Source organism: Paenibacillus sp. J2R1T-4 (assembly GCF_059692235.1).
This window is the reverse complement of record NZ_JCAUBA010000001.1, coordinates 73,698-99,240: the sequence shown is the minus strand read 5'-3', so window position 1 is coordinate 99,240 and position 25,543 is coordinate 73,698. Positions and strand designations below refer to the sequence as shown.

Below are 25,543 nucleotides of genomic sequence, written 5' to 3'. Positions count from 1 at the left end.
CCGATGAAAGTAGCTTTAGAATCTGCACCGAGCAGCAAACGGCCAACCGCAAAACGTAAGCGGCGAGTGAACATGAAGACGCAGTTCGCACTATATTTACTTCTTGCCCCAACACTACTTTTGCTGTTTGTCTTTAAATATATTCCGATGTATGGAGTTTCTATCGCTTTTCAGGATTTTTCTCCGTTCCGTGGCGTTACTGGCAGCCCTTGGGTTGGCATGAAACATATCATTCGATTTCTAACGGACGATTCATTCTGGCGTGTAATGGGGAATACGCTCATCCTTAACTTTTACGATCTGATCTTCGGTTTTACGGCTCCGATTCTATTCGCGTTACTTGCTAATGAACTTGTTAGCACTGCTTTCAAGCGAGTTACGCAAACGATATCGTACTTGCCACATTTCTTGTCATGGGTCGTTGTTTCAGGTTTTTTCTACCAGTTATTATCGCCCAATGACGGTATATTCAACATGATGCTCGGCTGGTTCGGAATCGAGCCGATCTTTTTTATGACGGAGAAAGAGCTCTTCCGCGGTATCGTGGTCTCAGCAGGAGTCTGGAAGGAAGTCGGATGGTCAGCCATTTTATATTTTGCCGTCATCGCTGGAATCGATTCTAGCTTGTACGAGGCGGCAAAGGTAGACGGTGCCAGCCGACTCCGCCAAGTATGGCATATCACGCTGCCGGGAATGGTTCCGATGATCGTGCTGCTGCTGCTTTTAAGATTGTCTAATATATTCGAGATCGGCTTCGAACGATTGTTCCTGCTGCAAAACCCGCTTGTGCTCGATGTCTCCGACGTTATCAGTACCTACGTATACCGGATCGGGTTGCAGAATTCGCAATACAGCCTTACAACGGCAATCGGGTTTGTGCAAAGCATACTCGGGTTCCTTATGCTGATCACCGCGAACAGGCTGTCTAAGAAGCTCGTCGGGGTAGGACTTTATTGAAAAGGAGGAGAATAGATGTTGCACCGCTCGACTTCAGGCAGAATATTCGATAGTTTCAACTATTTGTTGTTTGTTTTATTTTGCATATCGATACTTGTACCGTTTATTAACGCAATTGCCATTTCGCTCAGCAGCTATGAGGCAGCAGCGTTTGGCAAAATCGGACTTTGGCCAAAAGGGTTCAATATTGAAGCCTACCATAAGCTTGCGTATAGCAAACAATTTATACGCACGTTCATGAATACGGTGTTTCTTACCTTCGTTAATACGACGCTTGTAATCGTTTTATCGCTTGCGGCTGGATATGTAATGGCGCATAAGCATTTAGTCGGCACCCGATTTCTGTTTACGTTTCTAATTATTCCGATGTACTTCAGTGGTGGTCTCATCCCGACATACTTGCTTGTGAACAAGCTTGGTCTGAACAATTCGTACTTGGCTCTTATTCTTCCTGGTATCATCAACATTTTTTATATTATCGTATTCCGTAATCAGATTAATCAACTTCCACAAGAGTTGATCGAATCGGCAGAAATCGACGGGGCGAGTGAAATGCGCATCCTGATCAATATAATCCTTCCACTTGTGTTGCCAATGGCTATGGCGTTTGTCGTTTTCAGTGCAGTGGGTTATTGGAATGAGTGGTTCAACGTATTGATCTACATCCGTGATAAAAAGATGTGGACGTTGCAGTTTCAGTTAAGGGACATTCTGATTAGCGCACAGTTGATTGATTCGGAGATGGAAAAATCACTTATAAGCGACGAGACGTTAATTCATCCGAATAATTTGAAAATGGCTGCTTTAATGCTGACTATTTTACCTATTATTATCGTGTATCCTTTCGTTCAAAAGTATTTCATTCATGGTCAGCTTGTAGGAGCAGTGAAAGGTTAATAACAAAGTTCGAAGCCTTATATGGCGGAATTATTCGTTAGACAAACTGTGGACCTCGTCCTATTTTGTTTTCGAAGGATTCGTCGGCCATATAGGGCTTTTTTTTCGTTTTTTTAATTGAAGAGCTCTTAAGTATTACAAGAAAGGTAGACTCGTAATTGGGTTCTATTTTGCACATAGTGTCCAAGCAAATCTTCCAGATCGCTATAACATATAAATAGAATCTAATGAAATCCGACCTAATAGTAGATGAAGGAGGACAACTATGATCTCTGTTATATGCTGTACGATGAGAGAACAATATATCGATCATGTATTTAATAATTACGTGACTCAGAATGTGAAGGTTAAGGAACTGATTATCATTCTAAACGATGAGGATATGAATCTAGCAAAATGGCAGAAAAAAGCGGAGACTTATCCAGATATATCAGTATTTCAACTGAGAAAGAAAACTAGTCTCGGAGAGTGCTTGAACTTTGGTGTTAGACTTGCGAAATATGATCTAATTTCAAAATTGGATGATGATGACTATTACGCACCTGAGTATCTCTCAGAACAAATGAATGCCATGCAAAAGACGAATGCCGACATCGTGTGCAAGAGAACTGTTTTTATGTATTTCGAGAAAGAGAAAGAACTGGCGTTACACTTGGATCGTATGGAGACCAACACTTTCATGAGGAAATCAGGCGGAATAAAAGGTGCTACTCTAGTTATAAGGAAAAAAGTTTGTAAAAAGGTAAAGTTCCCCCATGTAAATCTAGGTGAAGACAGCGACTTTCTGAAGAAATGTTTGAAAAAGCGCTATAAAATTTATGCAACGGATGCATCCAACTATGTATGTTTGCGAAGATCCGCGAAACATCACACTTGGAGAACACGTAATGATGAATTAATGGAAGAATCTAAACTTCTATGTAAGACTGATAATTACAAGAAGTTTATAGAACAAGAGAGGGATGGCCAAGGGTCAGAGAATACATCTTGGTCGTTGATTTGGTTGGTGGGCCTTGTTTATTCCACTTGGGGTCCGATATTAAAAAAAGTCTTACAGGAAGCAAGAACTAAAGATCATTGAAGGTCGCGGTAATCGCGGCCTTTTTTAATTTACGAGGGGCCAAATTGAACTTGTGACCAAAAATATAATAATAAAGTTTGACGCATATCAAGAATAGGTTTATGATCTAATCGTAATAATTACGAATAAATCAGGAGGCACAGAATGAAGAGAAGGATATGGTTGTCTATGTTTCTGTCGGTAGCTATCACGCTTAGTGGCTGTTCGAATGAGGAGGAAATTAAACCAACTTCCTCCGAGGAAATCGTCGTTTCAATAAAAGGCGAGCCGGCTAAGGGCTTTGATCCGGCCTTTGACTGGCCAGGTTTGGGAGAGGCATTGTTTCAAAGCAAGTTGGTCGTATTTGATAAAGAGATGAACCTCGTTAACGATCTAGCTACTGAGAGAATAGTAAGTAAGGACGGGAAAGAACTAACGGTCAAGCTGAGGGAAGATGTACTATACTCAGATGGTAAAAAGTTTACGGCAAACGATGTGGTTTTCACTTTCGAGAAAGTGAGGAAGACTACCTCGTATATAGATCTGTCCAATGTAACACAGGTATTTGCGGATGGTGACTATACCGTGAAATTTAGGCTGGATCATCCTGATTCTACATTCGAATACACATTAACCCGAATTGCGATTATTCCGGAGCATGCGTACAGCGAGAATTATAGTCAGAATCCGATAGGTTCTGGCCCCTACAAGTTCGTAGAGTGGCAAAAAGGTCAGAAGCTCATCATAGAAGCCAACCCACTCTATTACGGCAAAAAGCCGAATATCAAAAAAGTGACATTTTTATACTTAGATATGGACTCCAGCTTTGCCGGTGCGAAACGGGGAGAAATCGACATTGCTCGAGTAAGCATGGATTATATCGGACAGAAGATCCCTGGTTACACTCAAAGAAACATAGAAACTATGGATATTGTCTCTTTAAGTTTGCCGACTGTAAAAAAAGGCACCTACGAAATGGAAGGAACTCCTATCGGGAATGACGTAACATCGGATAGAGCCATCCGAAGAGCGCTCTCCTATGGAATGGATCGGGAAGGGATAAGCCGGAATGCGTTAAACGGAGGTGCACGACCGGTTTATTCCCACAATCCAGGGATGCCTTGGGATAATGAGGCGAATAACATTGTCAATGCGGATGTGAAGCAAGCAAAGAAAATACTACAAGAAAGCGGTTGGGCGGACACGGACAATGATGGTGTTGTTGAGAAGAACGGGCTAAAAGCAGAATTCACGCTGCTATATGTTCCGGGAGAAGTAGAGAGACAGGCCGTGGTGTTAGGTGTTCAGGATAGCGCCAAGAAAATAGGGATAAAAGTAAACCTTGAAGCCAAAGTTTGGGATGAAATCAGCAAACAAAAGTTGATATACAAAGAAGCGTATCTATTCGGCAAAGGCGCTGATAGTCCCTTCGAAATCTATACCAATTTCAGTTCGGAGCGGATTGCAAAGGGCACAACCAATTCTCCCAGCTATAAGAATGAGTTCGTGGATGAATACTTGAGAAATGCCATTCAAACGACGAATCAGGACGAAGCAATGGAATTCTGGAAGAAAGCGCAGTGGGACGGGGAGCACGGCGCCAATTCTCTGGGAGATAGCCCGTTTGTGCCTATGGTCGCTTTTCATCATACGTTCTATATCAAAGACGGCGTAGAAATCGGAGCCTTCCGGCCAGCCCCCCACAGAGGCGCTTACTGGATCACGGTAGAGAATATTAAAGACTGGGTGAAGAACTGATATGAGAATTGAAGTCAAGCCTGATCCAATGACAGAGTCGTCTCAAATCATGAACTCTTCACGTTTTATAGGAAAAAAAATCGTTCGTTTGTTTCTACTGTTGTTTGTCGTTACCATAGTCTGCTTTATTCTAATGAAATATTCCCCGATCGATCCGATTGAAGCGTATATAGGTGGAGAACATGCATCTTTGCCGCCAGAACAAATTGAGCACCTGAGAGAATACTGGGGACTTAATGACAGCTTTGTTGTGCGTTACGTGAAGTGGATCAGGGGACTGCTGAGCGGCAATATGGGTACCAGCATCGTATACAACCAGCCGGTTAAGGACGTTATTATGGAAAAATTCACGGCCTCTCTTCTACTTATGGGAACTGCGTGGGTAATATCAGGGATTCTAGGCTTCGTTATGGGAATTATTGGAGCCCTGAACAAAGGCAAGCTTATCGATAAAATCATCAAGATGTACTGTCTGATCTTGGCATCCGCGCCCATCTTCTGGGTTGGGATTCTTCTCCTGATTGTATTTTCAGTTCAATTAGGTTGGTTTCCTATCGGACTAAGTGCTCCTATTCACTCAACCGTCGCTGATGCAAGCTGGGGAGACAGGGTGTATCATTTATTTCTCCCCGCTCTTACGTTAAGTTTGACCGGGGTGGCGAGTATCGCGCTGCATACCCGGCAGAAATTCATTGATGTATTGGACAGTGATTATGTCCTCTTCGCCAAAGCGAGAGGTGAGAGCAAGTGGCTTATCATGAGAAGACATGGAATGAAAAACATTCTACTCCCTGCCATTACACTGCAGTTTGCCTCTATTGCCGAATTGTTCGGGGGGTCTACACTGGCTGAAGGAATCTTTTCCTATCCGGGACTAGGCAAAGCGGTAGTTGAAGCCGGAATCAGAGCAGATCTGCCGTTACTGGTGGGAATCGCCTTGTTCGCAGCCGCTTTTGTCTTTGTAGGTAATTTTATTGCAAACCTATTGTATTCTTTGGTCGATCCTCGAATCAGGGAGGGATATATACATGGACATTAATACCAAGGTTTACTCTGAACTTGCAAAAAGAAAAACTTTCTATTTCGGGTTAGACAATATGCGGCAAAAAACTTTATTTTACATTGGTTTCTGCACACTATTGCTCCTGACCATTCTGATTACCGGGAACTTCATAACAGAGGGCGCATTGCGGGTTAATTTTATCGATAAGAACCTTCAGCCATCGTTCGATCATATTTACGGGACGGATTGGTTCGGACGGGATATGTTTCTGCGTACTTTGAAAGGCCTTTCTCTCAGTATTATTATCGGAGCATTATCTACGATCGGAAGCGGAATCATTGCTCTCTTCATGGGGACGGCAGCTGCCATCGGCGGTAAAAGGGTGGATTCCTGTGTAAATTGGTTGATTGATGTCGTTATGGGAGTGCCTATGCTCATTTTTCTGATTTTGATTTCTTTTATTTTTGGAAAAGGGCCTCAAGGCATTATTATCGGTATGATTCTTACGCATTGGACATATCTCGCCAGGGTTGTCCGTGCGGAAGTATTACAGCTTAAGTCCAGCCAGTATGTGATCGCTTCTAGAAGTCTTGGTAAGAGCAAAGGATATATCGTGCTACATCATATGCTTCCCCATGTATATCCACAATTTCTAGTGGGGTTGATCCTGATGTTTCCTCATACTATTCTGCACGAGGCATCTCTGACCTTTCTTGGATTCGGCTTATCCCCTCATCAGCCTGGTATTGGAGTGATCTTGTCGGAATCGCTCAATTATTTAAGCACGGGTCAATGGTGGATTGCTCTTATGCCAGGGTTGTCTTTGCTTGTCATTGTTAGGCTGTTCGATATATTAGGAGAAAATATACAGGCTCTCTATAATCCATACAAGGCTCACGAATAGGAGATATAACATGGAACAAAAAATACCTCTTTTGGAAGTAAAGGATTTTGGTGTCAGCTTTAAGCAGTACAGGAAGGGCTTAAAGCAGAGAGATACCCAAGTTATTTCCAATTTCACACTAGATTTGTTTCCAGGCGAGATCATGGCCATTGTTGGCGCCAGTGGATCAGGAAAAAGTCTGCTCGCTCACGCTATTCTAGGAATACTCCCTTCCAATGCACGCACCAGAGGAAGCATCAAATATAAAGGCGAGGAGCTTACCCAAAAAAGAAAAGAACAGCTGCGGGGCAGGGAAATCTCACTTATCCCTCAGTCAGTTGGTTATCTGGATCCTTTAATGAAGACGGGGAAACAGATTGACAGTCCCTTAAAGAGCGTGAAAAACACAGTCAAGAGCATTATGAATCGTTTTCATTTGGCAGACGAGGTGAAGCACAAATACCCGTTTCAATTGTCGGGAGGCATGGCGAGAAGGGTGCTCATCGGTACAGCGTTAACTTCGGGAGCCAATCTGATCATTGCGGATGAACCCACCCCGGGTTTGCATAAATCTATGGTTGAAGAGACATTGAGCACCTTGAAGGAATTGGCTAAGAATGGGCAAGCCGTTTTGATGATTACCCATGATATCGATCTCGCCTTTATTATAGCGGACAAGATTGCAGTGTTTAACAATGGGGTATCGATCGAGGTGGTGGACGCCAAGGCTTTCGAGGCTTCTTCGGACAATGTGAAGCATCCTTATAGTAAAGCCCTATGGCATGCTTTGCCGCAAAACGGATTTCATTCAATCCGGAGCAAGGATTACAGTGATGATATTGATACGATGCAGGAAGCTGGAAGGCGGTGAAACATGATGCTGGAGGCAAAACGTATTCATTACAGATATAACAGCAGTAGAGAATGGGTATTGGAAGACGTTTCCCTCGAAGTCAACGCTGGTGAAGTGGTTGGCTTAGTCGGAACAAGCGGACGCGGTAAGAGTACGCTGGGCAAAATATTGGCGGGGCAAATCGAAGGGTACAAAGGAGAGGTCTTGCTGGAGGGTAAGCCTATTCCGATGGGAGTCTATTCTCCAGTCCAGCTGATTTATCAGCATCCCGAACTTGCCGTGAACCCCAAGTGGAAACTGGGCAAGACGTTAGCAGAAGCTGGAGAGTACGACGACGGGCTCAGAAAGGAGATGGGGATCAGGGAGCAATTTCTGAACCGCTGGCCTAATGAACTTTCTGGCGGGGAGCTTCAGAGGATTTGCGTGATGAGAGCTCTGAAGCCTCAAACGCGTTTTATCATTGCGGATGAAATCAGCACGATGTTGGATGTGATAACTCAATCTCAAATATGGGATATTGTACTCGGCTATGCAAAGCAAAACAACATTGGCGTTCTGGTAATTACCCATAACGAGAATTTGGCTAAAGTTATTTGTACTAGAACAATACAATTGATCTAAACGATGACTCCCGACAGAAACCACTGTGAAATGCAAAGTAAAAGCGAAAAAGAAATGTCGTCTCGTGTAATTATTTTAATTATCGATTTTAAACACTTGTTATACAATTAACTAGGAAGCCTATTACACGTCATGATTTTTATCCGAAATGGTCCGGGAGGGAGTGTAAGGAATGGAAAATGATCGAAACTGGGCAGGTAACTACAGGTATAGCGCTACGGAACTCCATGTTCCCGACAATGTGGAACAAGTACAAGAATTGGTGGCCCGCAGCAGTCGAATGAAGGTGCTTGGCACGCGCCACTCATTTAATGGAATCGCCGATTGTACCGAAAGCCTTCTCTCGCTGCAGAAGCTTAACAGAGTGACAGCATTAGACCACACTCGCAATAAGGTAACGGTAGAAGCTGGAATCCGATATGGAGAGCTGTGTCAATATCTTCACAGTAACGGCTATTCTTTGCACAATTTGGCGTCGCTTCCGCACATTACGGTTGCAGGTGCAATCGCGACGGCAACGCATGGTTCCGGTGATCGGAACGGCAATCTTGCTACAGCGGTTCATTCCCTGGAGGTCATCAAAGCGGATGGGGAGTCGGTTGAGTTTTCACGTGAACAACATGACGGGGTCATTGCCGGAGCAGTTGTTGGACTTGGGGGATTGGGCGTAGTCACGAAAATCACACTGGATGTGATCCCTGTATTTCAGATGAGTCAGTACGTATACGAGAACTTGCCTTTGGTGCATCTTAAAGAGCATTTCGACGATATTTTCTCCAGTGCTTACAGTGTAAGTCTATTTACGGATTGGAAGAAATCAATGTTCAATCAAGTCTGGTTAAAGCGAAGAATAACAGATCAAGCTACCGCTCACGTGGAACCTGATTTTTTTGGTGCGATACGAGCAACCGCGCATTTGCACCCGGTGCCGGGTTACACAGCGGAGAATTGCAGCGAACAGATGGGCATTCCGGGACCCTGGTACGAACGGCTGCCTCACTTTCGAATGGATTTCACGCCAAGCGCAGGAGAGGAGCTGCAAAGCGAGTATTTCGTGCCGCGCCAAGATGCATATCACGCATTGTGTGCGATTGACCAGCTAAGGGAGTTCATATCGCCACTCCTTCATGTTTCCGAGATTCGCACGATTGCAGAAGACAATCTGTGGATGAGCCCCTGTTACAAGCAGGATTCTGTTGCAATCCACTTTACGTGGAAAGCTGATTGGGGGGCCGTTCAACAAGTTTTGCCGATCATCGAAGAGCAGCTTGCACCCTTCCATGCTCGTCCACATTGGGGCAAGCTGTTTACTATGTCGCCCGTCCGGCTGCAATCGCTCTACGAGAAGCTGCCCGACTTTCAACAACTGCTGAATCACTGTGATCCCCAAGGAAAGTTCCGCAATGCCTTCTTGAATAAATATATTATGGAGAACTAGTTTCTTAGTTGTTTTGCCTGAATTGTCAAAGGAAGAAGAGATTTATAATGCATCTAAATATGTATTAATGTATAATTGTGGAAAATTCGTTGTGGAGGAACGGGAATGTCATTGCTTATAAGGGAAGCCAGCGAGGAAGATATTGAAGTTATTACTGATATGGTCATTCGGCTTCTTACAGAATTGGGCGGTGCTCCTTGTGATAGAGAAGTTTATCTTAAAACCTGTATTGAACTGCTTAAACAGCCTCAATCGTACACGGTTTTTCTGGCATTTTCTGAATCAAATCAATGTCAGGGTGTAGTGACGATCGCTGAATCCCATGCAATATATGCAGGTGGGAGGTTTGGGGTTATACGTGAGTTCTATGTTTCACCTGAAAAACGTTCATCAAAAATTGGACATGAGTTGTTGTCGACTGTCATTGAGTATAGCAGAAATCGCAATTGGAAACGCATCGAAGTTGGAGCACCGAATTCACAGAAGTGGGAACGGACAGTTTCGTTCTATAAAAGAGAGGGCTTTGTAGAGATCGGTCCTCGCTTAAAATTTGTCCTTTAAAAGTAATGTGCTGCTCAATTGCCATAGTCTGGAGGAGAATTCCATGAACAAAGAGAAGCTAATACGTAAATTCGATAATCAATCCAGATTGTACGAAATGAGAAGGAAGAAGCGATCGGAGGGGAAATGGCGGGAAAAATTGATCGGGAATGCAAGGGGGGAGGTACTGGAAGTTGCCGTTGGCGCCGGCGCGAATTTCAACTTTTACCCCGAAGATGTAAATGTGACGGCTGTAGATTTCAGCAACGCGATGTTATCCAAGGCAAAAGAGTCCGCAGTGGATAATGGTGTTCGGGCACATTTCATTCAATCCGATATTGAATCCATTTCGTTTCCTGAAAATTCATTCGATACCATCGTCTCGACATTATCTTTTTGCGGGTACGATAATCCTGCTGGAGTGTTAAAATCATTCAACAGGTGGTGTAAGCCGGGCGGCCAAATCTTATTAATGGAGCATGGTCTCAGTTCAAACCGATTCATTGGCAGTACCCAAAAGATCATCGAGCCGATCTTCCTGCGGATGGTTGGCTGCCATATGGATCGTGATTTGATCCGAATTTTTCAACAGTCACCAATACATATTCACCATATGGAACACTACATGTTTAATACCGTTCATTTGGTGTGGGCGTCGCCAAACAAAGAATTAACTTAGAAATGAGTAAGGGGAGTAGAGAACTCTTTCTCGAAGAGAGTTTCACACCAGTAATCTATGATTGAGTCAGGTGAGGTGAATGACATTGGATGCAGGGATAAGACTGGCGAGCCCAAGTGATGCAAATGAACTTTCAAGACTTAATCAAGAGTTTAACGGAGGTGAACAAAGGCCTTCTGCGGACATAATTGAAAGCCTAAATAACAGCGCTGAATTGATTGCTGTAGCAGAAATAGGTGGCAAGGTCGTTGGTTTTGGTTGCGCTCAAAGTTTTCGATCATTCTGTTATAACGGACTTCAAGGAGAGATTACCGAATTGTATGTTGCGGAAGCTGCTCTATCATCAGGATGATGAGCTCTTGTTGAAGAAAATGTTGTAGGACCGCACAATATCGTATTTTGGAAAACTCACTTCCGAGCAATGGTCAATATTGTAAGGGCTGCCTTTATGGCAGTCCTTTGCTGCGCAAACGGGTTGAAATAAGTTGGGCAATGAAAGGTATGGTTTCTATGGATATTGAACAAAGACAAAACTTCAAATGGAGATGGTATAAATGAGTGTAGGCCAAATTTGGGAAATAGCAGCACCACTTGTCATTACTGCAGTAGCAATATTAATGGTTAGTCTAATCGTGTTATCCATGCTAAAAAGGATGAAGTCAGGATTATTAAAGAAAAATTTAAAGGTTATTGCGATTATCACTATTGTGAGTTTATTGCTCTTTTTACTCTATACGTTAGTCCGGGCTATCATTTTTATATTCTTTCTGTGACTAAACCCATTATTTTAGCGGGTCCCTATCAAAGTTGATAACTTATCATCTAAAAGAGCGAAAGATTTCATGAAAATACCTTTTTCCACTCATTCATCAACAAATTGTCGGGTACATCTAAGGTGTGATCTATGTGTGGAAAGGGTATAATAAATGGGCAGAAGTAGACAACAAAAAATATTATAATACCTATGATCTGGGGCTTTGAAAAAGAAAAAACTAAAATAATAAAACAAAATAAAAGGAGATACAATGACAGAGAAAAAAGAAAATATAGAAACAGGATGGCACTTCGACAACAGTTATTCACGTCTGCCGAAATCAGTTTTTACCAGGATCGACCCAACCCCTGTACGTTCACCGAAGTTGATCATTCTTAATGGTCCGTTAGCAACATCCCTGGGCTTGAACGTTCAGGCGCTGCAAAGCAATGATGGTGTAGCAGTGCTTGCTGGCAACCGTATTCCCGAGGGCGCTTCACCTCTTGCTCAGGCTTATGCAGGGCATCAATTCGGGCATTTTACGATGTTAGGGGACGGCCGGGCTATTCTGCTTGGCGAACAGATCACTTCTCTAGGAGAGCGGGTTGATATTCAGCTTAAAGGTTCAGGTAGAACGCCTTATTCCCGTGGAGGTGATGGTCGAGCGGCACTTGGGCCGATGCTGCGCGAATACATTATCAGTTCTGCTATGCAAGCGCTTGGTATAGCTACTACCCGCAGCTTAGCGGTAGTGACAACAGGAGAGTCAATAACCCGCGAAACCGAGCAACCCGGTGCAATTTTGACTCGTGTGGCTGCTAGCCATCTGCGCGTCGGCACCTTTCAATACGTTGCAAAATGGGGCACTCATCAGGATCTCCGGGCTCTGGCTGACTACACATTGCAAAGGCATTTTCCAGAGGTTGACGCTGATGTGAACCGCTATCTTTTCCTGCTGCAAGAAGTGATCAAGCGTCAGGCCGTGCTGATTGCCAAATGGCAACTCGTAGGCTTTATTCACGGGGTGATGAACACCGACAACATGGCCCTTAGTGGAGAAACTATTGATTATGGTCCTTGCGCCTTCATGGATGCCTATGACCCAGCAACCGTATTCAGTTCCATTGATCGTCATGGCCGCTATGCCTATGGCAATCAGCCACGCATTGCCGCGTGGAATCTCGCTAGATTTGCTGAAACCTTATTGCCGCTCTTGCATGACGACGAGGAGCAAGCAGTCATATTGGCCGAGGATGCAATCTCAAATTTTACCGAGTTGTATCACCATAATTGGCTCACGGGAATGCGGGCAAAACTGGGAATTTTTAATGAAGAGTTAGAAGATGAGTCCCTTGTTGAAGACTTACTCAAGCTGATGCAGGAGTCTGGTGCGGACTACACTAATACCTTCCGTGCATTAACTTTTGATAAGCCGGAAGAAATGGGCCTGTTCGACGCTCCGGGATTTGCGCATTGGCATGAGCTGTGGAAGGCGAGACTTGACAGGCAGCAGGAACCCAAAGCTTCCTCACATCAGTTGATGCGAAACAGCAATCCCGCGTTAATCCCTCGCAACCACCGGGTAGAAGACGCATTAGAAGCTGCGGTGAAACATGGAAACTACAACGTTATGGAGGCGCTTCTTGATGTTCTTTCAAACCCTTATGCGCACTCCCCCGAACAGGCTGAATACTCAACACTGCCTGTGCAATCTACCCGTCCATACCGAACCTTTTGCGGTACCTGATATAGAAAGAATTGGTCCACCCGATTAAGGGTTAAGAAAAACTTCATAACAATGTTTCCAGAAAAGGGCATACTAATATGCCCTTTTTCTATTACTTATATTTCTCATATTAGCAAGTCTCCAGGCGGAATATCTGAAGAATGGTTAGCCAGCCTTAATATCGGTTTATGCGGTAAGTGAAGGGCGGTTTATGCGCAAGAACAACGAGTTGTAGGCAGCCTTCTCCAGTTCATCTATAGTAAAGTTGCGGTGGATGATCCGCGGACAATACAAGGTATGGGAGGGCAACAACAATGTGATAAAAAATATGAAAGTGCTTACATTGTTATTTATTTGTGAGATGCTGTAAATCGAATTATCAAGGAGGCATATTGATGAAACGAACGATCAGCGGTGCGCTGGCCATTATGATGCTATTAGGTTTGGTGCAAGTATGGCCAGGGAGGGCGAATGCCGATGACGCTGTACAAACGGCTGCATCAACGAATTTGCTGGAGAATCCGAGCTTCGAAGCGACGGTGGCAAACAACGCCTGGTCTGGCGGTGTGGCGGCGGCGAATTGGAACCGGTTTGTATTCAGCGGCTCACCGGTATTTGCCGTCGATAATACGGTAGCCCATACGGGATCAAGGTCGGTTCGGCTGGAAGCTTCGGCAACGGCTCGCGGTACGATGCATCAGCAGACAAACGCCGTTGAGGTAGGTAAAACGTACAAAGTAAGCGGATGGATGAAGACGGAGAACGTTTCGAATAAAGCATTGGTCCGTTTTCAGGTCGGCCGCACATCCGGCGGCAATATATTGATCAACTTTGCCGAAGCGAAAGGAACGACCGACTGGACGTATATCGAAAGAAATGTAACGATTCCGACCAATGCGACGAACCCGGCATGGCTTAAGGTAGAGGCGTTTTTGGAAAATAGCACAGGAAAAGTGTGGTTCGACGATTTCGCGGTAGAGGAGTGGGTCGGCCTGAGCGGCGTAACGCTGAATCCATCGGTTGCTTCGTTGCAGACAGGGGAAACCCTTACACTTGCGCCAGAGTATAGTCCAGCTAATGCGACGAACCGCGGTGTGACTTGGGACTCGTCCGACGAATCAGTAGCAGTCGTTGATGGTAATGGCGTCGTAACCGCCAAAGCGAACGGATATTCGATCGTTACGGTCCGTACGACTGAAGGCGGGTACACCGATACGGCGGTAATTAGCGTTGGCGCGCCGGCGAGCCTGGTTGTCAGCCCCTTTGAAGGAACGATTGCCGAGGATGGGGAGCTAGAAGGCCGCTTAATTGCGAACGATCGTAACGGCGCTGCAGTAATGTTCGATAAAGCGACGGAGCCGAAGAACGGCAAGGTGACCGTGTATCCGGACGGGCGGTTTTTGTACTACCCGAATCCCGATTTCACTGGAACCGATGAATTCGCATTTATGGGCTCTACTGGCCAAGGAGGACCACAATTCGCCATTGCTTCGATTCAAGTGGAGAAAGTTAACGATGCTCCTTTCTTGGATCTGAAGTGGTCCTCAACAGCGAAAAATACTGTGCTGAACGACCAGCTGAAGCAAGCAACCGACAAAGAAAACGACACCATTACTTGGTCGATGGTGACGGAGCCGCAGAACGGTACGCTGCAACTGAGTGCTAACGGTGCTTATGTGTATACACCGCAAACCGATTTCGTCGGCTATGACGGGTTTCGGGTAGCAGCGTTGGATGGCAAAGGCGGCCGTACGGAAGGCTCCATCCGAATTGTGGTAATTCCGAGTGCTTCGGATCTCGATGCACAGTTCCGTAGTCAGCCCGATTACGGACAGCATCCGCGGCTGTTGGCCGACCGGAGTGATTTTGAGCGCGCCCGGGGGTTGATCACATCTGACCCTTACATGAAAGAATGGTATGAAAAGCTGACAGAACAAGCCGAGCCGGTGCTGCAAACCACACCACTTCCTTATGCGGTTAATGGGGCTAACAATTACGCGATTCGGGATCGTTTGATGCGGACAGGGCTTATGTATCAGCTTAGTCTTGATAATCGTTATGCGGTTCGAACGATTCAAGAGCTAGAAGCGCTGACGGGTTATGCGGATTGGGGCGCCCGGACGAACAATATATTAGCGCTCGCAGAGCTTTCCCATTCCATCGCTCTTGCTTACGACTGGGTATACGAAGCGATGACGCCTGAGCAGCGCACGGCCATTGCGGATGCGATTCGCCTGAAATCGCTCAATGTCGCACTGGATTGGTATCGTGGCGTGTTCACACATAATGGCGAGTTCAACAATATTAACCTGGTGGACAATGGAAACTTTGGCTTGACCGCGCTTGCCATTATGGATGAAAACCCGGCTGCAGCAGCAGCAGCTGCGGAAACGCTCCAATGCATGTACATAAAGCTTCAGCAAGCGATTCGCCATTATACGCCGGACGGTGCGTGGCCGGAAGGTCCTGCCTACTGGCATTATGGCGGACAATACTTAAGCTATATGGTCGCTGCGATGAACAACGTGATGGGGACTGACTATGGCTTGTCCGCTTTGGATGGATTCGAGGAATCCGGAGATTTCCCTTACCATTTGCTCGGCGAAGGCGGATTTTTTGATTTTTTCGACGGCGGTATTTCAATGGCGCAGCCGGAATCGATGTGGTTCGCAAGCTTTTTCGGGAAGCCGGAGTACGCTTGGCATTTGGGCGATTTATCCCGTCGAAAAGGCGTGTTCCACCCGCTTTACTTGGTTTTGTACAAACCCGGATTGTTCGATGTGAAGCCGACCGGGTTAGACCGATTTTATTCGGCAATCGAGTCGTCTTCAATGAGGAGCGCCTGGGATGACCCGGAAGCGTTGTTCGCCTCGATGAAAGGCGTGAACGAGACGCTGAAGAGTCATCATGATCTCGACGCGGGAACATTTGTATTCGATGCACTTGGTGAAAGATGGGCGATGGATTCCGGCAATGAAAATTACAATTTGCCAGGCTTCTGGGATTATCGGAACCAACGTTGGACGTATTACCGCAAAAAGACGGAGGGCCACAACACTATTGTAGTCAATCCGGTTCAAAATCCGATCGTGCAGCAGGACCCGCTGGAAACGGCAATCCGCATACGGGAGGAGTCGAAGCCTCGGGGCGCGTTCGGAATATTGGATATGACGAATGTATACAAAACAGACGCCGTCAGCATGAAGCGTGGGATGATGCTGACCGGAGACCGGACGCAGCTGCTCATCCAGGATGAAATGAAGCTGAAAACTCCTTCCGAGCTGTACTGGTTTATGCATACAAAGGCTGCTATCGAGATTGTCGAGAACGGCCGTGCCGCTATTCTGAGGCAGGGGGATAAGCGTCTGTATGCGAAATTGATTGAAGCCCCAACCGGAGCGGTATTCTCGGCTATGGACGCGGAGGCGCTGCCGACCTCACCGAATCCGGTCGATCAGTCGACCAATTTCGGCGTACGCAAATTGACTGTGCATATGACGCATGTGCAGGAAGGCAACCTTCTAGTGTGGCTGGTTCCGCTCTATGAAACCGATCCGATTCCGACCGAAGCGCCGGCCTTCACTCCGCTTGCCGCTTGGTCGATCCCGGACGGCAGTCCGGCTCCGCGACCGAGCAAGCCTACACTTAACGGGCTGACTGTCGATGGTCAGCCGCTAACAGGATTTACGCCAAAGGGAACTTATTATGAAGTGGCGGTACCCTTCGATGCGACATCCGCGCCGGTAATCGGAGCATCGTCCGCGTATCCGTTTACCGTCACGCAGTCTGACGGAATACCGGGAAGCGCACGCGTCGTGGTACAAGATTCAACTAATCCTCTACTAGTGAATTCATACACTGTTTTCTTCAAAAGATTGCCGCTTATCGGGCATCCTCCGGGAATGCTGCAATATGAGCCAACGGGAGTGGATGCAAGTTCTGTTCCGGAAGCGGCGCAAGGAAATACGCCGGATAAAACGATCGACGGCAACCTGGATACGCGGTGGTCGGCTGCAGGCAAACAGTGGCTCCGCTACGATCTGGGGGAAGTGAAGCCGGTAAGCGCCGTTTCTGTCGCTATCTTCAACGGAACGACTCGCAGAGCCTACTTCGATATTGAAGCGTCGATTGATGGACAGCAATGGACCACGCTGATGAGCGGGGAAAGCTCGGGTACGACAGTTCAACCGGAAGCATTCCTCTTGCAACCGACGCAAGCCCGATATATTAGGATTATGGGCAGCGGAAACTCCGCCAACAACTATAACAGCATTACCGAGGTGGCTATATACGGTCCTCCGCCAGTGTCGGGAGTTGAGCTGGACCGAGCCGTGCTGAACTTTACCGAGGACGGGCAGCAAGCCAAATTGACTGCTCGCGTTATTCCGGATTCGGCACTGAACCGCAATGTCCGATGGACATCTGCCAATCCGGATGTAGCCACAGTTGATGAAGCCGGTAACGTTACGGCTCAGGGGGAAGGAAGGACGACGATTACAGCAGCAACGGAGGAGGGCAACTTCACCTCTTCCGCTGCGGTTATCGCCGATCTGAACGGACCAGTCATTGCCTTCAGTGGACCTGCCTCTATTAAGCAGACCGAGTCTGTAACGATGGCCGTTTATGCGAGTGATTCCATTTCGGGCGTGTCAACGCTGGCGATCACATTGGATGGTGTAGCAAAAGATGCGGAATTTACCGTGTCATCGCTTGCGCTGGCGGCAGGTGAGCATCGTATTCGGGCTGTCGCAGTCGATCTTGCTGGCCATGAGACGATTAAAGAGTTTGTCTTTAACGTAGTGGTGGATGCCGGGCAATTGATCGAAGCGCTTGAAATCCGTGCTGCAAAGGACTGGATCAAAAACATAGGTATATTGCAAAGCTTAAAGGTGAAAGCGCAGCGAGCGGCTGATGCAGGTGATGATCGGAAAAAGCTGGAGGAAGCGTTGACGACATTCGAGCATGAAGTACATGCTCAAGCTGGGAAAGGTATCGAATCGGCGTTTGCAGCTTTGCTGCTAGATAATGCCGCTCATATTCGGGACGGTTTGGCTGATTAATAACAAGCCCCGGTTCCTGTAAGTGAACAGTGACCCGAGAGATGGACACTTTTGAAAAAAAGTGCCCTCTCCCGGGTCTTTTGCATTTATAATCAACCTCAACAATGTAAAGAGGAAAAAGAATAAACGGGCCGAGCAATAATCATTAAACTGAAATTGTAGGAGTGGCATATAGTGATAAATCTGTTCTGGTATAATTGGATGGTAAGAGATGAGTGGTTTGAACTGTGTAAAAAACCATGGACGGATGGACATTACACCAAAGGTGAAATCTTACGTCATGTGATTGCTCATGAAATACATCATAGTGGTCAGTTATCCATATGGATAGAGAACTTGGGTTACAACCAGTATCAGCAAATGTAATTGGTAGAGATTTGTTTAAAAACTCATGCTAAACTTATGAAATATGAGCAAACCTTAATAATGAAAGGATCATTCAGTATATGGATCATTCTCCGAAGCATATTGTAACCGCTGCCACGGTAATTTTGAACAAAAATAACGAGATATTGTGTTACTACTTAGGACCGTGGAGATCAGTTAGACAGTGCTAGGATAGGTTATTTGTGTGGAGAAGCCAGTTTTTTCTGGGATAGCAAGTTTTACTACTGGTTATTGGTCAGATTCTGAGGAAAATCGGGTAACAATGAGAAAATAAGGGATAGTCAGGTGGGCTAATTAGTGCCTGAGCGATGAAATGGCGCAAATAGACAGTAGTAACATGGCTTATCAGTAGGCGAGGACCACTAGAATCCAAGATGTCACGAAAAGCATGAGTGAAAGATCAAAGAATAGAGATATTTTGCTTGAGTAAGGTGGGAATCGCACAACGAATTCGAGCAATCGATACCTAAGTAGTAACATGGAAAGCGACTATTCGTAAAGGGGAATACCAAAAGGTGAGTGAAATACAGGATAATCTGCAATTTCAAAAATTATGCAACCATTTAATGCTTGGGGAGATAGTCGGTGTAGTTGAAGCGTTGTCAGGCGGGTTCATGCACCGTATGTATGCGATTGAAACCACTACAGGGAAATATGCAGTTAAAGCATTAAACCCAGAAATCATGCGTAGACTTGTGGCCATGCAAAACTTTATCACATCAGAACGAATTGCTTATTTTGCATCTAACCATATTCCTGCTCTTCCAGCGAAAAAGTTGAATGGAACTGTTATGCAAGAAGTAGACGGACAGTTCTATCTAATATTTGATTGGGTAGAGGGTAGATGTCTGAAACCTAACGAAATAAATACAGTCCATTGTGAAAAAATAGGAGCTATTCTATCGGATATCCATAAGACGGATTTTTCGGAATTAGGCATAACGTATAACTGGTCAGAGGATGGACAGTTAACGGACTGGAACTACTATTTGCAAAAAGGGCAAGAAATAAACACGGAATGGGTAAACCTACTTCTTGAAAACATCGATAAACTTAAACATTGGAATATTTTGGCGAACACATCAGCAAAACTGCTTACATCAGACATGCTTATTAGCCACGGGGATTTAGATCCTAAAAATGTTATGTGGAACCAAGACAATCCCATCCTTATTGATTGGGAATCAGCTGGCTTTAGAAATCCTGTGCAAGACTTAATTGAAACAGCTATTTATTGGTCCGAGAATGAAATTGGGATCGTTGACAAAGAAAGATTTTTTGCTTTTATTGGGGGATATAAGAGGGCATTCGGAACACTACAAGCAAATTGGACAATGATCTTAGCAAATGGCTTTTTAGGGAAATTAGGCTGGCTGGAATATAATTTGAAACGATCTTTATGGATTGAATGTACAGACGAAGGAGAACAGCAGTTGGGGACTGCTCAAGTAACAGGTACGATAAACTCCATTAGACGTTATGCGGATATGGTTTCTGAAATAGAAAAATGGCTAAATAATGAAATTTGAAAAAGCCAAACCGAGGAGAATAAAAATATTGATGTAAATTTAGTGCGCTGTTATAATTTTCCATATCAACAAGACGATTTTGGGATAGGTGAGTTTATCTCTGTGTACATTACAATTCAGCAATGTAGAGAAAGGATTGAGGAGTATCCGTGGATGGTAATCGTTTACTGGAATCGTCGAAGTTATTGAACGAGCAGTTGGTTGCGTGGAGGAGGGACTTTCACCGGAATCCGGAGCTGGGCTACGAGGAGCATCGGACTTCCGGCATTGTTGCCGACCACCTTCGAAGTCTGGGCCTGGAAACCCGCACGGGTGTAGGCAAAACAGGAGTAGTCGGACTTCTGCGCGGCAAAGAGCCAGGACCCACAATCCTGCTTCGCGCAGATATGGATGCACTTCCGATTCCGGACGGCAAGCAGGTATCTTACCGTTCGACAGTGGAAGGCAAAGCTCATCTTTGCGGGCACGATGCTCACACGGCCATGTTGATGGGGGCGGCCAAGCTGCTAGCGGAGAGAGGTATGCAGAGAGGCAACGTCAAGTTTATGTTTCAGCCTGCCGAGGAAGGGCAAGCGGGTGCGAAAGCGATGATTGAAGATGGTATCCTGGAGGATCCGAAGGTCGATGCGGCGGCAGCGCTTCACGTCTCGCCCTTTTACCCCGTAGGCCAAACCGCAGTTACGAAGGGGCCAGCTTGGGCGGCGACCAATGTACTAAGGATCAAAATTGTCGGAAGAGGCGGGCATGCGGCGGGCCCACACATGACTGTCGATTCGATTCCGATCGCGGCCCAAGTGATTACGGCGCTTCAACAAATTGCCAGCCGACAGGTGGACCCGCTCGATTCAGTCGTGGTGACGATCGGCAAAATTAACGGTGGATATGCGACGAATGTCATAGCGCCAGAGGTTGAGCTTCTCGGCACCGTGCGAACGCTGAATCCAAAGCTGCGCGAGCAGATGAAGGGGAAAATCGAGACTATTATCAAGGGCGTAACAGAGGCGTTCGGCGCCGGATACGAACTTGAATTTCAAGACGGTTATCCGGTCGTTGTGAATGATGACTCCATGTATGATCTTTTCACACGCACGAGCGAGGAAGTAATGGGCACAGGTAACTGGGAGCCGGTTAAACCTACGATGGGCGGGGAGGACTTTGCTTACGTCGCGCAGCGCGTGCCTGCTGTAATGTTCCGCCTTGGCACCCGAGGCGGCGAGGAGACTTCCTACCCGCTGCATCATCCATCGTTTGATCTGGATGAAAGCGCGATGCAGTTCGGCTCAGCCATGCTTGCCTCGATTGCGATCAATTATTTGGAGAAACAGTAGGTTGTGAATATATCGGTAAAAGATGAAAAAAGAATCGGGCTCGCCAATTTATAAAAGAAATGGATAAAGCGGCTCAGAAAATCTGAGATCTTTATCCATTCTTATTGTTGCGTACCTCTTATGAATTTAGATTCCTGTTATTTTGCTCGTTAATAATATCATTATCTTCAGCATTGTCTCGTACAACTTTCTGCACGCCTATTGCACTATACGAGATTAAGAGAACAACAGCTATGTAATACCCCTTTACGTTTAACTCGAAGTCAGCATTAAAAAGACCAATTAAGAACATTGCATATCCAATTATCAAACCTGCATAAGACATTCCTGTAAAAGCTTGTGTATTTCTTCTTCGATGCTTGGGGTTATCAATTTGAAGTTCCTTATCCTCTGCATTGTCGCGCGTAACCTTCTGTACCACAATACATGACATTGCGATCAACACAACACACAGAATATAGTACCCTTTGACGTTCAACTGCCAATCCGAATTGAATACCCCGAGGCCGAAGAGGATAAGACCTGCTGCTAAAGCAAAATAAGACACTGCTGTAAACGCAGCTGTGTTTCGCTTACGATACCTTTGATTCATTTTACCATCTCCTTAAGTCTAGTAATAACTAAGTAAATCAAAGATATATTGTGCCTGAAAGTTCTTGCGCCATTATTATACATTTTTTATTGTATACGGTAAACGAATTATTAATAACCTCGGGACGTGCCAGTCGGTGGACAATCCAGGCATTGTTACGCAAAACGTTTATTGTGCTGAATCAACACTCTTCGAGAACAGAAGTCTTCAAATAATAAGCCACTTAACGAAAAAAAATCGTAGGTGGCATTAAATATCATTTAAATATACCGTTTCATCAGTATGTTTTTGTAACCTTCCTAAAACTAAACCACAATTGAACTTATCAAAGCACCTCGATCTTTGGAGGGTAATCGGTCATTAATAGTTCCACTGAATCGTACTTCGCTGTTTCGAAAATTAACTTTGCTGGAGCTTTGTCTGTAGGATTCTTTATTATGTGGCCGTAAACCTTACCAAACTTTTCGAATACAAACATAGTCTTATCTGGCTCGTTTAATAGTGGATATTTATTTTGCATATAACACCTCCGAAAGTAGTATTCGGCATTATCAAGGAAAATCCTTCCTTATTCACAAACCTTGCGCGATGATGGGCATTGAGATTCAACAATATCAAAATTGGTGTAACTTAACATCCTCTTCATCGTAATACTTCTGAGGGAGGCGAGTACATTGAATCTGTATTTTCGGGATAATTTTTTCAATACAGGTGTTACGGAAATTTTGAATGGTCAGGAAGAAAATGTCGGTCATCTGGACATGAAGAGTGCTTTCGGCTCTGCAATTGATGTGTACGGACAGAATGGTCAGCTTCTGTGCAGCGGAAGTTTCCCATTCTTCTCGGGCAAATGGGAGGTTACCGGTGCTGACGGTAAGCAATTGGGCGTGGTGAGAAGTCGATTCGCGTTTTTCACCAAGAAGTTCACATACGAAACCGAAAGTCGAGGCAGTTACGAGATCGTATCCCCGGTATTTTCGAAGCAGTATGATATCTCCGACGAAAACAGTGCGCTTGTCGCTCGTTTTGAACAAGTAAATGGCTGGTTTTCATCAGGTGCCTTTCTCTTGGATAATCAATCCGAATTATTGGATACTTACGAACTTGTAGCGGTGATTATGGGCATGCATGCGATTCAGAAAAGGCAGCGTGCGTCGGCGGCGACTTAATAAACAACGATACAGTAGTAATAGTGAGATCCTGACGGAACTAATAGAATTGTGCAACCATTTCTAATTAAAAACGTCTATTATTTATACAGATATTGGAATGGTGGAGGGTGGTAAGATGTTAAAGTTTACTGTTATTAAAAATACTTTCACGAAGTATGAATATATTGTATTAATTAAAAAAACTGATCAGTTTGGAGTTAAGTACTATATAAATGAAGACGCCGAACTTCCATCGTTCAATGACATCTCTTTGACTAGAGTATTCAATATTCTGGGAGATCAGGGTTGGGAGCTGGCTGTGAAGGAAAATGATAATACTTACATACTTAAACGTCAGATAAAAGAAATTAGATAATTTTGTTGCAAGGAAGAACAACTCAAAGTAAAAAAATGCAAGCTTATGTGGACTTTGCACATAATGCTTGCATTTTTTTTGTTCAAATAACTCAGAAAATTTGAGTGATTGGTGTGAATAGATCAGATATCAATAAGCCACTCGTCTGGCAGTAATATATTTTTTTGACCAGTATCCTTTGTTGATTGCAGCAATATGGACACCTTTTTTATTAGAATAAGTGTTAATCATTCTTCCGTTACCAATATATATGCCAACATGTCCAACCGTTTTGTTTGACTTAAACCGACCTGGAACAGAGAAGAACACCAAATCCCCTTTTCTCAATTTTTTTCTACTCACAAATGTGCCTTGTCTTGCCTGATTTCTAGATACTCTTTTTAAACTAATCCCATATTTTCCATAAATGTATTGAGTGTACGATGAGCAGTCGAAGCGTTTGGTTCGTAGATATGGACCGGCTCCAAAATCATAACGTACTCCCATGTATTGTCTAGCTCTCTTTATTAAAGCATTCATGTTGATGTTTTTTAATGCAGTAATACTTTCATCATTAAGTATATCATCATTCCAAACACTTTCTGCATCTGACTCCTTCCATACTTCCGGATCCTCTCCCTTGAATGGGTCATCTGGATCGTCTTGAAAGAAAGGTTCTTGCTGATTCGGTTCCTCAGTTGTTTCCACATCTTCAATGCTTATAGTTTCGTTGGAGGTGGGATGTAAGACAATACTGTTATCCTCAACTTCATAATTAAGATCTTGTTGAAAAAGATCCGATAGCAAGGAAATTGGGATGCAAGGTTGATTTTCGATCATGGTTGGAGCTTCTGTAAGTTGAATATCTTCCTCTTCTTTTTGAGCGGATAAAGAATCCAATGTTAATTGATAATAAGGGTCAATATCACCAATGGTAATGGTTTTGTTTTGTTCGTCAAATTTGACTTGGTATCCCAAAAGATCTGCTAAAGGTTGAATTCGAACATACTTTTGACCTTGGTGAGAAGCAAGCGTAATTCGCTCATCGGTTACATTTGCAGTGAAGGGTTGAATATTCCTTACTCCATCGGAGTTATCTTTCGTTTTGTAATTCTGCGCACATGCCGTTTGTAATAATAAACTTCCGATTAAAACGATATTACATATAATCCGCTTATAGTTACTCATTTTCAAAGCCCCCTAGTTATTAACAATAATTATTAGGTTGCTTTTGAACGGGTCAAAATATGTATGGGATATCCAATATTCTTGGGGCATAAAGCATTTTTGTTAAGTGACTATAATTTTTATCTCCTGCGATCAAAACACAGCAATCCATAAGAAATCCCACCCCTTCAGTATTGCTATAATGGGAACAAACATACCCAATAACTGATGGAAGGATGATGGATTATGGCAACACTTAAACCTTACTTATTTTCGGAGGATTCCAGAGCTCAAGCGGAGTTTTATATTGGAGCGCTCGGCGGGGAAATTCAGTCCGTCATGACGTATGGAGAGTCTCCAGAGTCGAATGATGCGATCAAAGACAAAGTCATGCACTTGTGTCTGATTGCCGGAGGGGTAACCATCTTCATGTCCGATTCCTTCGGTCCCATTACACCCGGGAACGGCATCAATCTCAGTTTGGAGTTCGGATCTGGAGCCGAAGGCCGAAAAGCGTTTGATAACCTTGCAGCAGGCGGCAAAGTGATGCATCCGCTCGAACCGGTATTCTGGGGCGGTATGTTCGGGCAACTGGAAGATAAATACGGCGTCTTATGGATGGTCAGCTGCTAAGTTGAAGAAGGCTAATCCTAACCAGAGCCAGAGCAAGACTTACAATAGAAATGTACAATGGAAGAATAGGGCTGGTGCAGCCCTATTTCTTTTGCGTTCAGGGAGGCCGAAACTGCAACTCGAGCAAAAAATTTGGATAGAATTGACTAGGCATAAGACAATTTATTCTAAT

22 protein-coding genes and 1 pseudogene are annotated in these 25,543 nt (G+C 44.8%); 21 read left to right on the top strand and 2 right to left on the bottom strand.

All coding sequences use genetic code 11. The features are described 5' to 3' along the window. The first annotated feature begins 3 nt into the window (after window positions 1-3). The 18 genes and pseudogenes from AC58QD_RS00455 (at window position 4) to AC58QD_RS00370 (ending at window position 21,473) form a co-directional block, all read left to right on the top strand. Window positions 4-957, top strand: coding sequence for an ABC transporter permease (locus tag AC58QD_RS00455; protein ID WP_497328871.1), 954 nt, complete (start codon window positions 4-6; stop codon window positions 955-957). Between the two features lie 15 nt (window positions 958-972). After that, a complete protein-coding gene (locus tag AC58QD_RS00450; RefSeq protein ID WP_497328869.1) occupies window positions 973-1,854 on the top strand; it encodes a carbohydrate ABC transporter permease in 882 nt (293 codons plus the stop codon). A 265-nt stretch (window positions 1,855-2,119) separates the two neighbouring features. Next, window positions 2,120-2,935 carry a glycosyltransferase family 2 protein gene (locus tag AC58QD_RS00445; RefSeq protein WP_497328867.1) on the top strand — a complete coding sequence of 272 codons (816 nt, stop codon included), beginning with the start codon at window positions 2,120-2,122 and terminating at the stop codon, window positions 2,933-2,935. 144 nt (window positions 2,936-3,079) lie between these two features. Beyond that, complete coding sequence (locus AC58QD_RS00440) at window positions 3,080-4,672, top strand: ABC transporter substrate-binding protein (RefSeq protein ID WP_497328865.1); 1,593 nt, start codon at window positions 3,080-3,082, stop codon at window positions 4,670-4,672. A 1-nt stretch (window position 4,673) separates the two neighbouring features. After that, window positions 4,674-5,711 carry an ABC transporter permease gene (locus AC58QD_RS00435; protein WP_497328863.1) on the top strand — a complete coding sequence of 346 codons (1,038 nt, stop codon included), beginning with the start codon at window positions 4,674-4,676 and terminating at the stop codon, window positions 5,709-5,711. Then, window positions 5,701-6,579 (top strand): ABC transporter permease, encoded by an 879-nt coding sequence (locus AC58QD_RS00430; protein ID WP_497328861.1) that lies wholly within the window; start codon window positions 5,701-5,703, stop codon window positions 6,577-6,579. The genes AC58QD_RS00435 and AC58QD_RS00430 overlap by 11 nt, the downstream gene beginning before the upstream one ends. Before the next feature lie 10 nt (window positions 6,580-6,589). Beyond that, window positions 6,590-7,429, top strand: coding sequence for an ATP-binding cassette domain-containing protein (locus AC58QD_RS00425; protein ID WP_497328859.1), 840 nt, complete (start codon window positions 6,590-6,592; stop codon window positions 7,427-7,429). 3 nt (window positions 7,430-7,432) lie between these two features. Then, window positions 7,433-8,032, top strand: a complete 600-nt coding sequence (locus tag AC58QD_RS00420; RefSeq protein WP_497328857.1) for an ABC transporter ATP-binding protein — start codon at window positions 7,433-7,435, stop codon at window positions 8,030-8,032. Window positions 8,033-8,204: 172 nt separating this feature from the next. Then, entirely contained in the window at window positions 8,205-9,470 is a 1,266-nt protein-coding gene (locus AC58QD_RS00415) for an FAD-binding protein (RefSeq protein WP_497328855.1), read from the top strand. Between the two features lie 105 nt (window positions 9,471-9,575). Beyond that, on the top strand, window positions 9,576-10,031 hold the full coding sequence (locus tag AC58QD_RS00410) for a GNAT family N-acetyltransferase (protein ID WP_497328853.1): 456 nt from the start codon (window positions 9,576-9,578) through the stop codon (window positions 10,029-10,031). A gap of 43 nt (window positions 10,032-10,074) precedes the next feature. Beyond that, window positions 10,075-10,689, top strand: a complete 615-nt coding sequence (locus AC58QD_RS00405; protein WP_497328851.1) for a class I SAM-dependent methyltransferase — start codon at window positions 10,075-10,077, stop codon at window positions 10,687-10,689. 79 nt (window positions 10,690-10,768) lie between these two features. Then, window positions 10,769-11,041, top strand: a complete 273-nt coding sequence (locus AC58QD_RS00400; RefSeq protein WP_497328849.1) for a GNAT family N-acetyltransferase — start codon at window positions 10,769-10,771, stop codon at window positions 11,039-11,041. A gap of 202 nt (window positions 11,042-11,243) precedes the next feature. Then, window positions 11,244-11,462, top strand: a complete 219-nt coding sequence (locus tag AC58QD_RS00395) for a hypothetical protein (protein ID WP_497328847.1) — start codon at window positions 11,244-11,246, stop codon at window positions 11,460-11,462. Window positions 11,463-11,714: 252 nt separating this feature from the next. Then, window positions 11,715-13,190, top strand: coding sequence for a protein adenylyltransferase SelO (locus AC58QD_RS00390; RefSeq protein ID WP_497328845.1), 1,476 nt, complete (start codon window positions 11,715-11,717; stop codon window positions 13,188-13,190). A 374-nt stretch (window positions 13,191-13,564) separates the two neighbouring features. Then, window positions 13,565-18,229, top strand: a complete 4,665-nt coding sequence (locus AC58QD_RS00385) for an Ig-like domain-containing protein (protein WP_497328843.1) — start codon at window positions 13,565-13,567, stop codon at window positions 18,227-18,229. A 231-nt stretch (window positions 18,230-18,460) separates the two neighbouring features. Beyond that, window positions 18,461-18,627 (top strand): annotated as a pseudogene (locus tag AC58QD_RS00380) (DinB family protein); the annotation flags it as partial. A 504-nt stretch (window positions 18,628-19,131) separates the two neighbouring features. Beyond that, window positions 19,132-20,145 (top strand): phosphotransferase, encoded by a 1,014-nt coding sequence (locus tag AC58QD_RS00375; RefSeq protein WP_497328841.1) that lies wholly within the window; start codon window positions 19,132-19,134, stop codon window positions 20,143-20,145. Window positions 20,146-20,294: 149 nt separating this feature from the next. Further along, the gene (locus tag AC58QD_RS00370) at window positions 20,295-21,473 is read left to right on the top strand and encodes a M20 metallopeptidase family protein (RefSeq protein WP_497328839.1); all 1,179 of its coding nucleotides are present in this window, start codon (window positions 20,295-20,297) and stop codon (window positions 21,471-21,473) included. Window positions 21,474-21,591: 118 nt separating this feature from the next. On the opposite strand, the gene AC58QD_RS00365 is transcribed toward AC58QD_RS00370, so the two are convergent. Next, on the bottom strand, window positions 21,592-22,065 hold the full coding sequence (locus tag AC58QD_RS00365) for a YiaA/YiaB family inner membrane protein (protein WP_497328837.1): 474 nt from the start codon (window positions 22,063-22,065) through the stop codon (window positions 21,592-21,594). Window positions 22,066-22,739: 674 nt separating this feature from the next. Between AC58QD_RS00365 and AC58QD_RS00360 the strand changes: the two genes are divergently transcribed. Further along, window positions 22,740-23,234: an LURP-one-related/scramblase family protein gene (locus AC58QD_RS00360; protein WP_497328835.1), complete on the top strand. Its 495-nt coding sequence runs from the start codon at window positions 22,740-22,742 to the stop codon at window positions 23,232-23,234. Window positions 23,235-23,352: 118 nt separating this feature from the next. Further along, the gene (locus tag AC58QD_RS00355; protein ID WP_497328833.1) at window positions 23,353-23,592 is read left to right on the top strand and encodes a hypothetical protein; all 240 of its coding nucleotides are present in this window, start codon (window positions 23,353-23,355) and stop codon (window positions 23,590-23,592) included. A 129-nt stretch (window positions 23,593-23,721) separates the two neighbouring features. On the opposite strand, the gene AC58QD_RS00350 is transcribed toward AC58QD_RS00355, so the two are convergent. After that, on the bottom strand, window positions 23,722-24,759 hold the full coding sequence (locus tag AC58QD_RS00350) for a C40 family peptidase (protein ID WP_497328831.1): 1,038 nt from the start codon (window positions 24,757-24,759) through the stop codon (window positions 23,722-23,724). A 225-nt stretch (window positions 24,760-24,984) separates the two neighbouring features. Here AC58QD_RS00350 and AC58QD_RS00345 point away from each other — a divergent pair, with 225 nt between their 5' ends. Continuing rightward, entirely contained in the window at window positions 24,985-25,371 is a 387-nt protein-coding gene (locus AC58QD_RS00345) for a VOC family protein (RefSeq protein WP_497328829.1), read from the top strand. The last annotated feature ends 172 nt before the right edge of the window (window positions 25,372-25,543 follow it).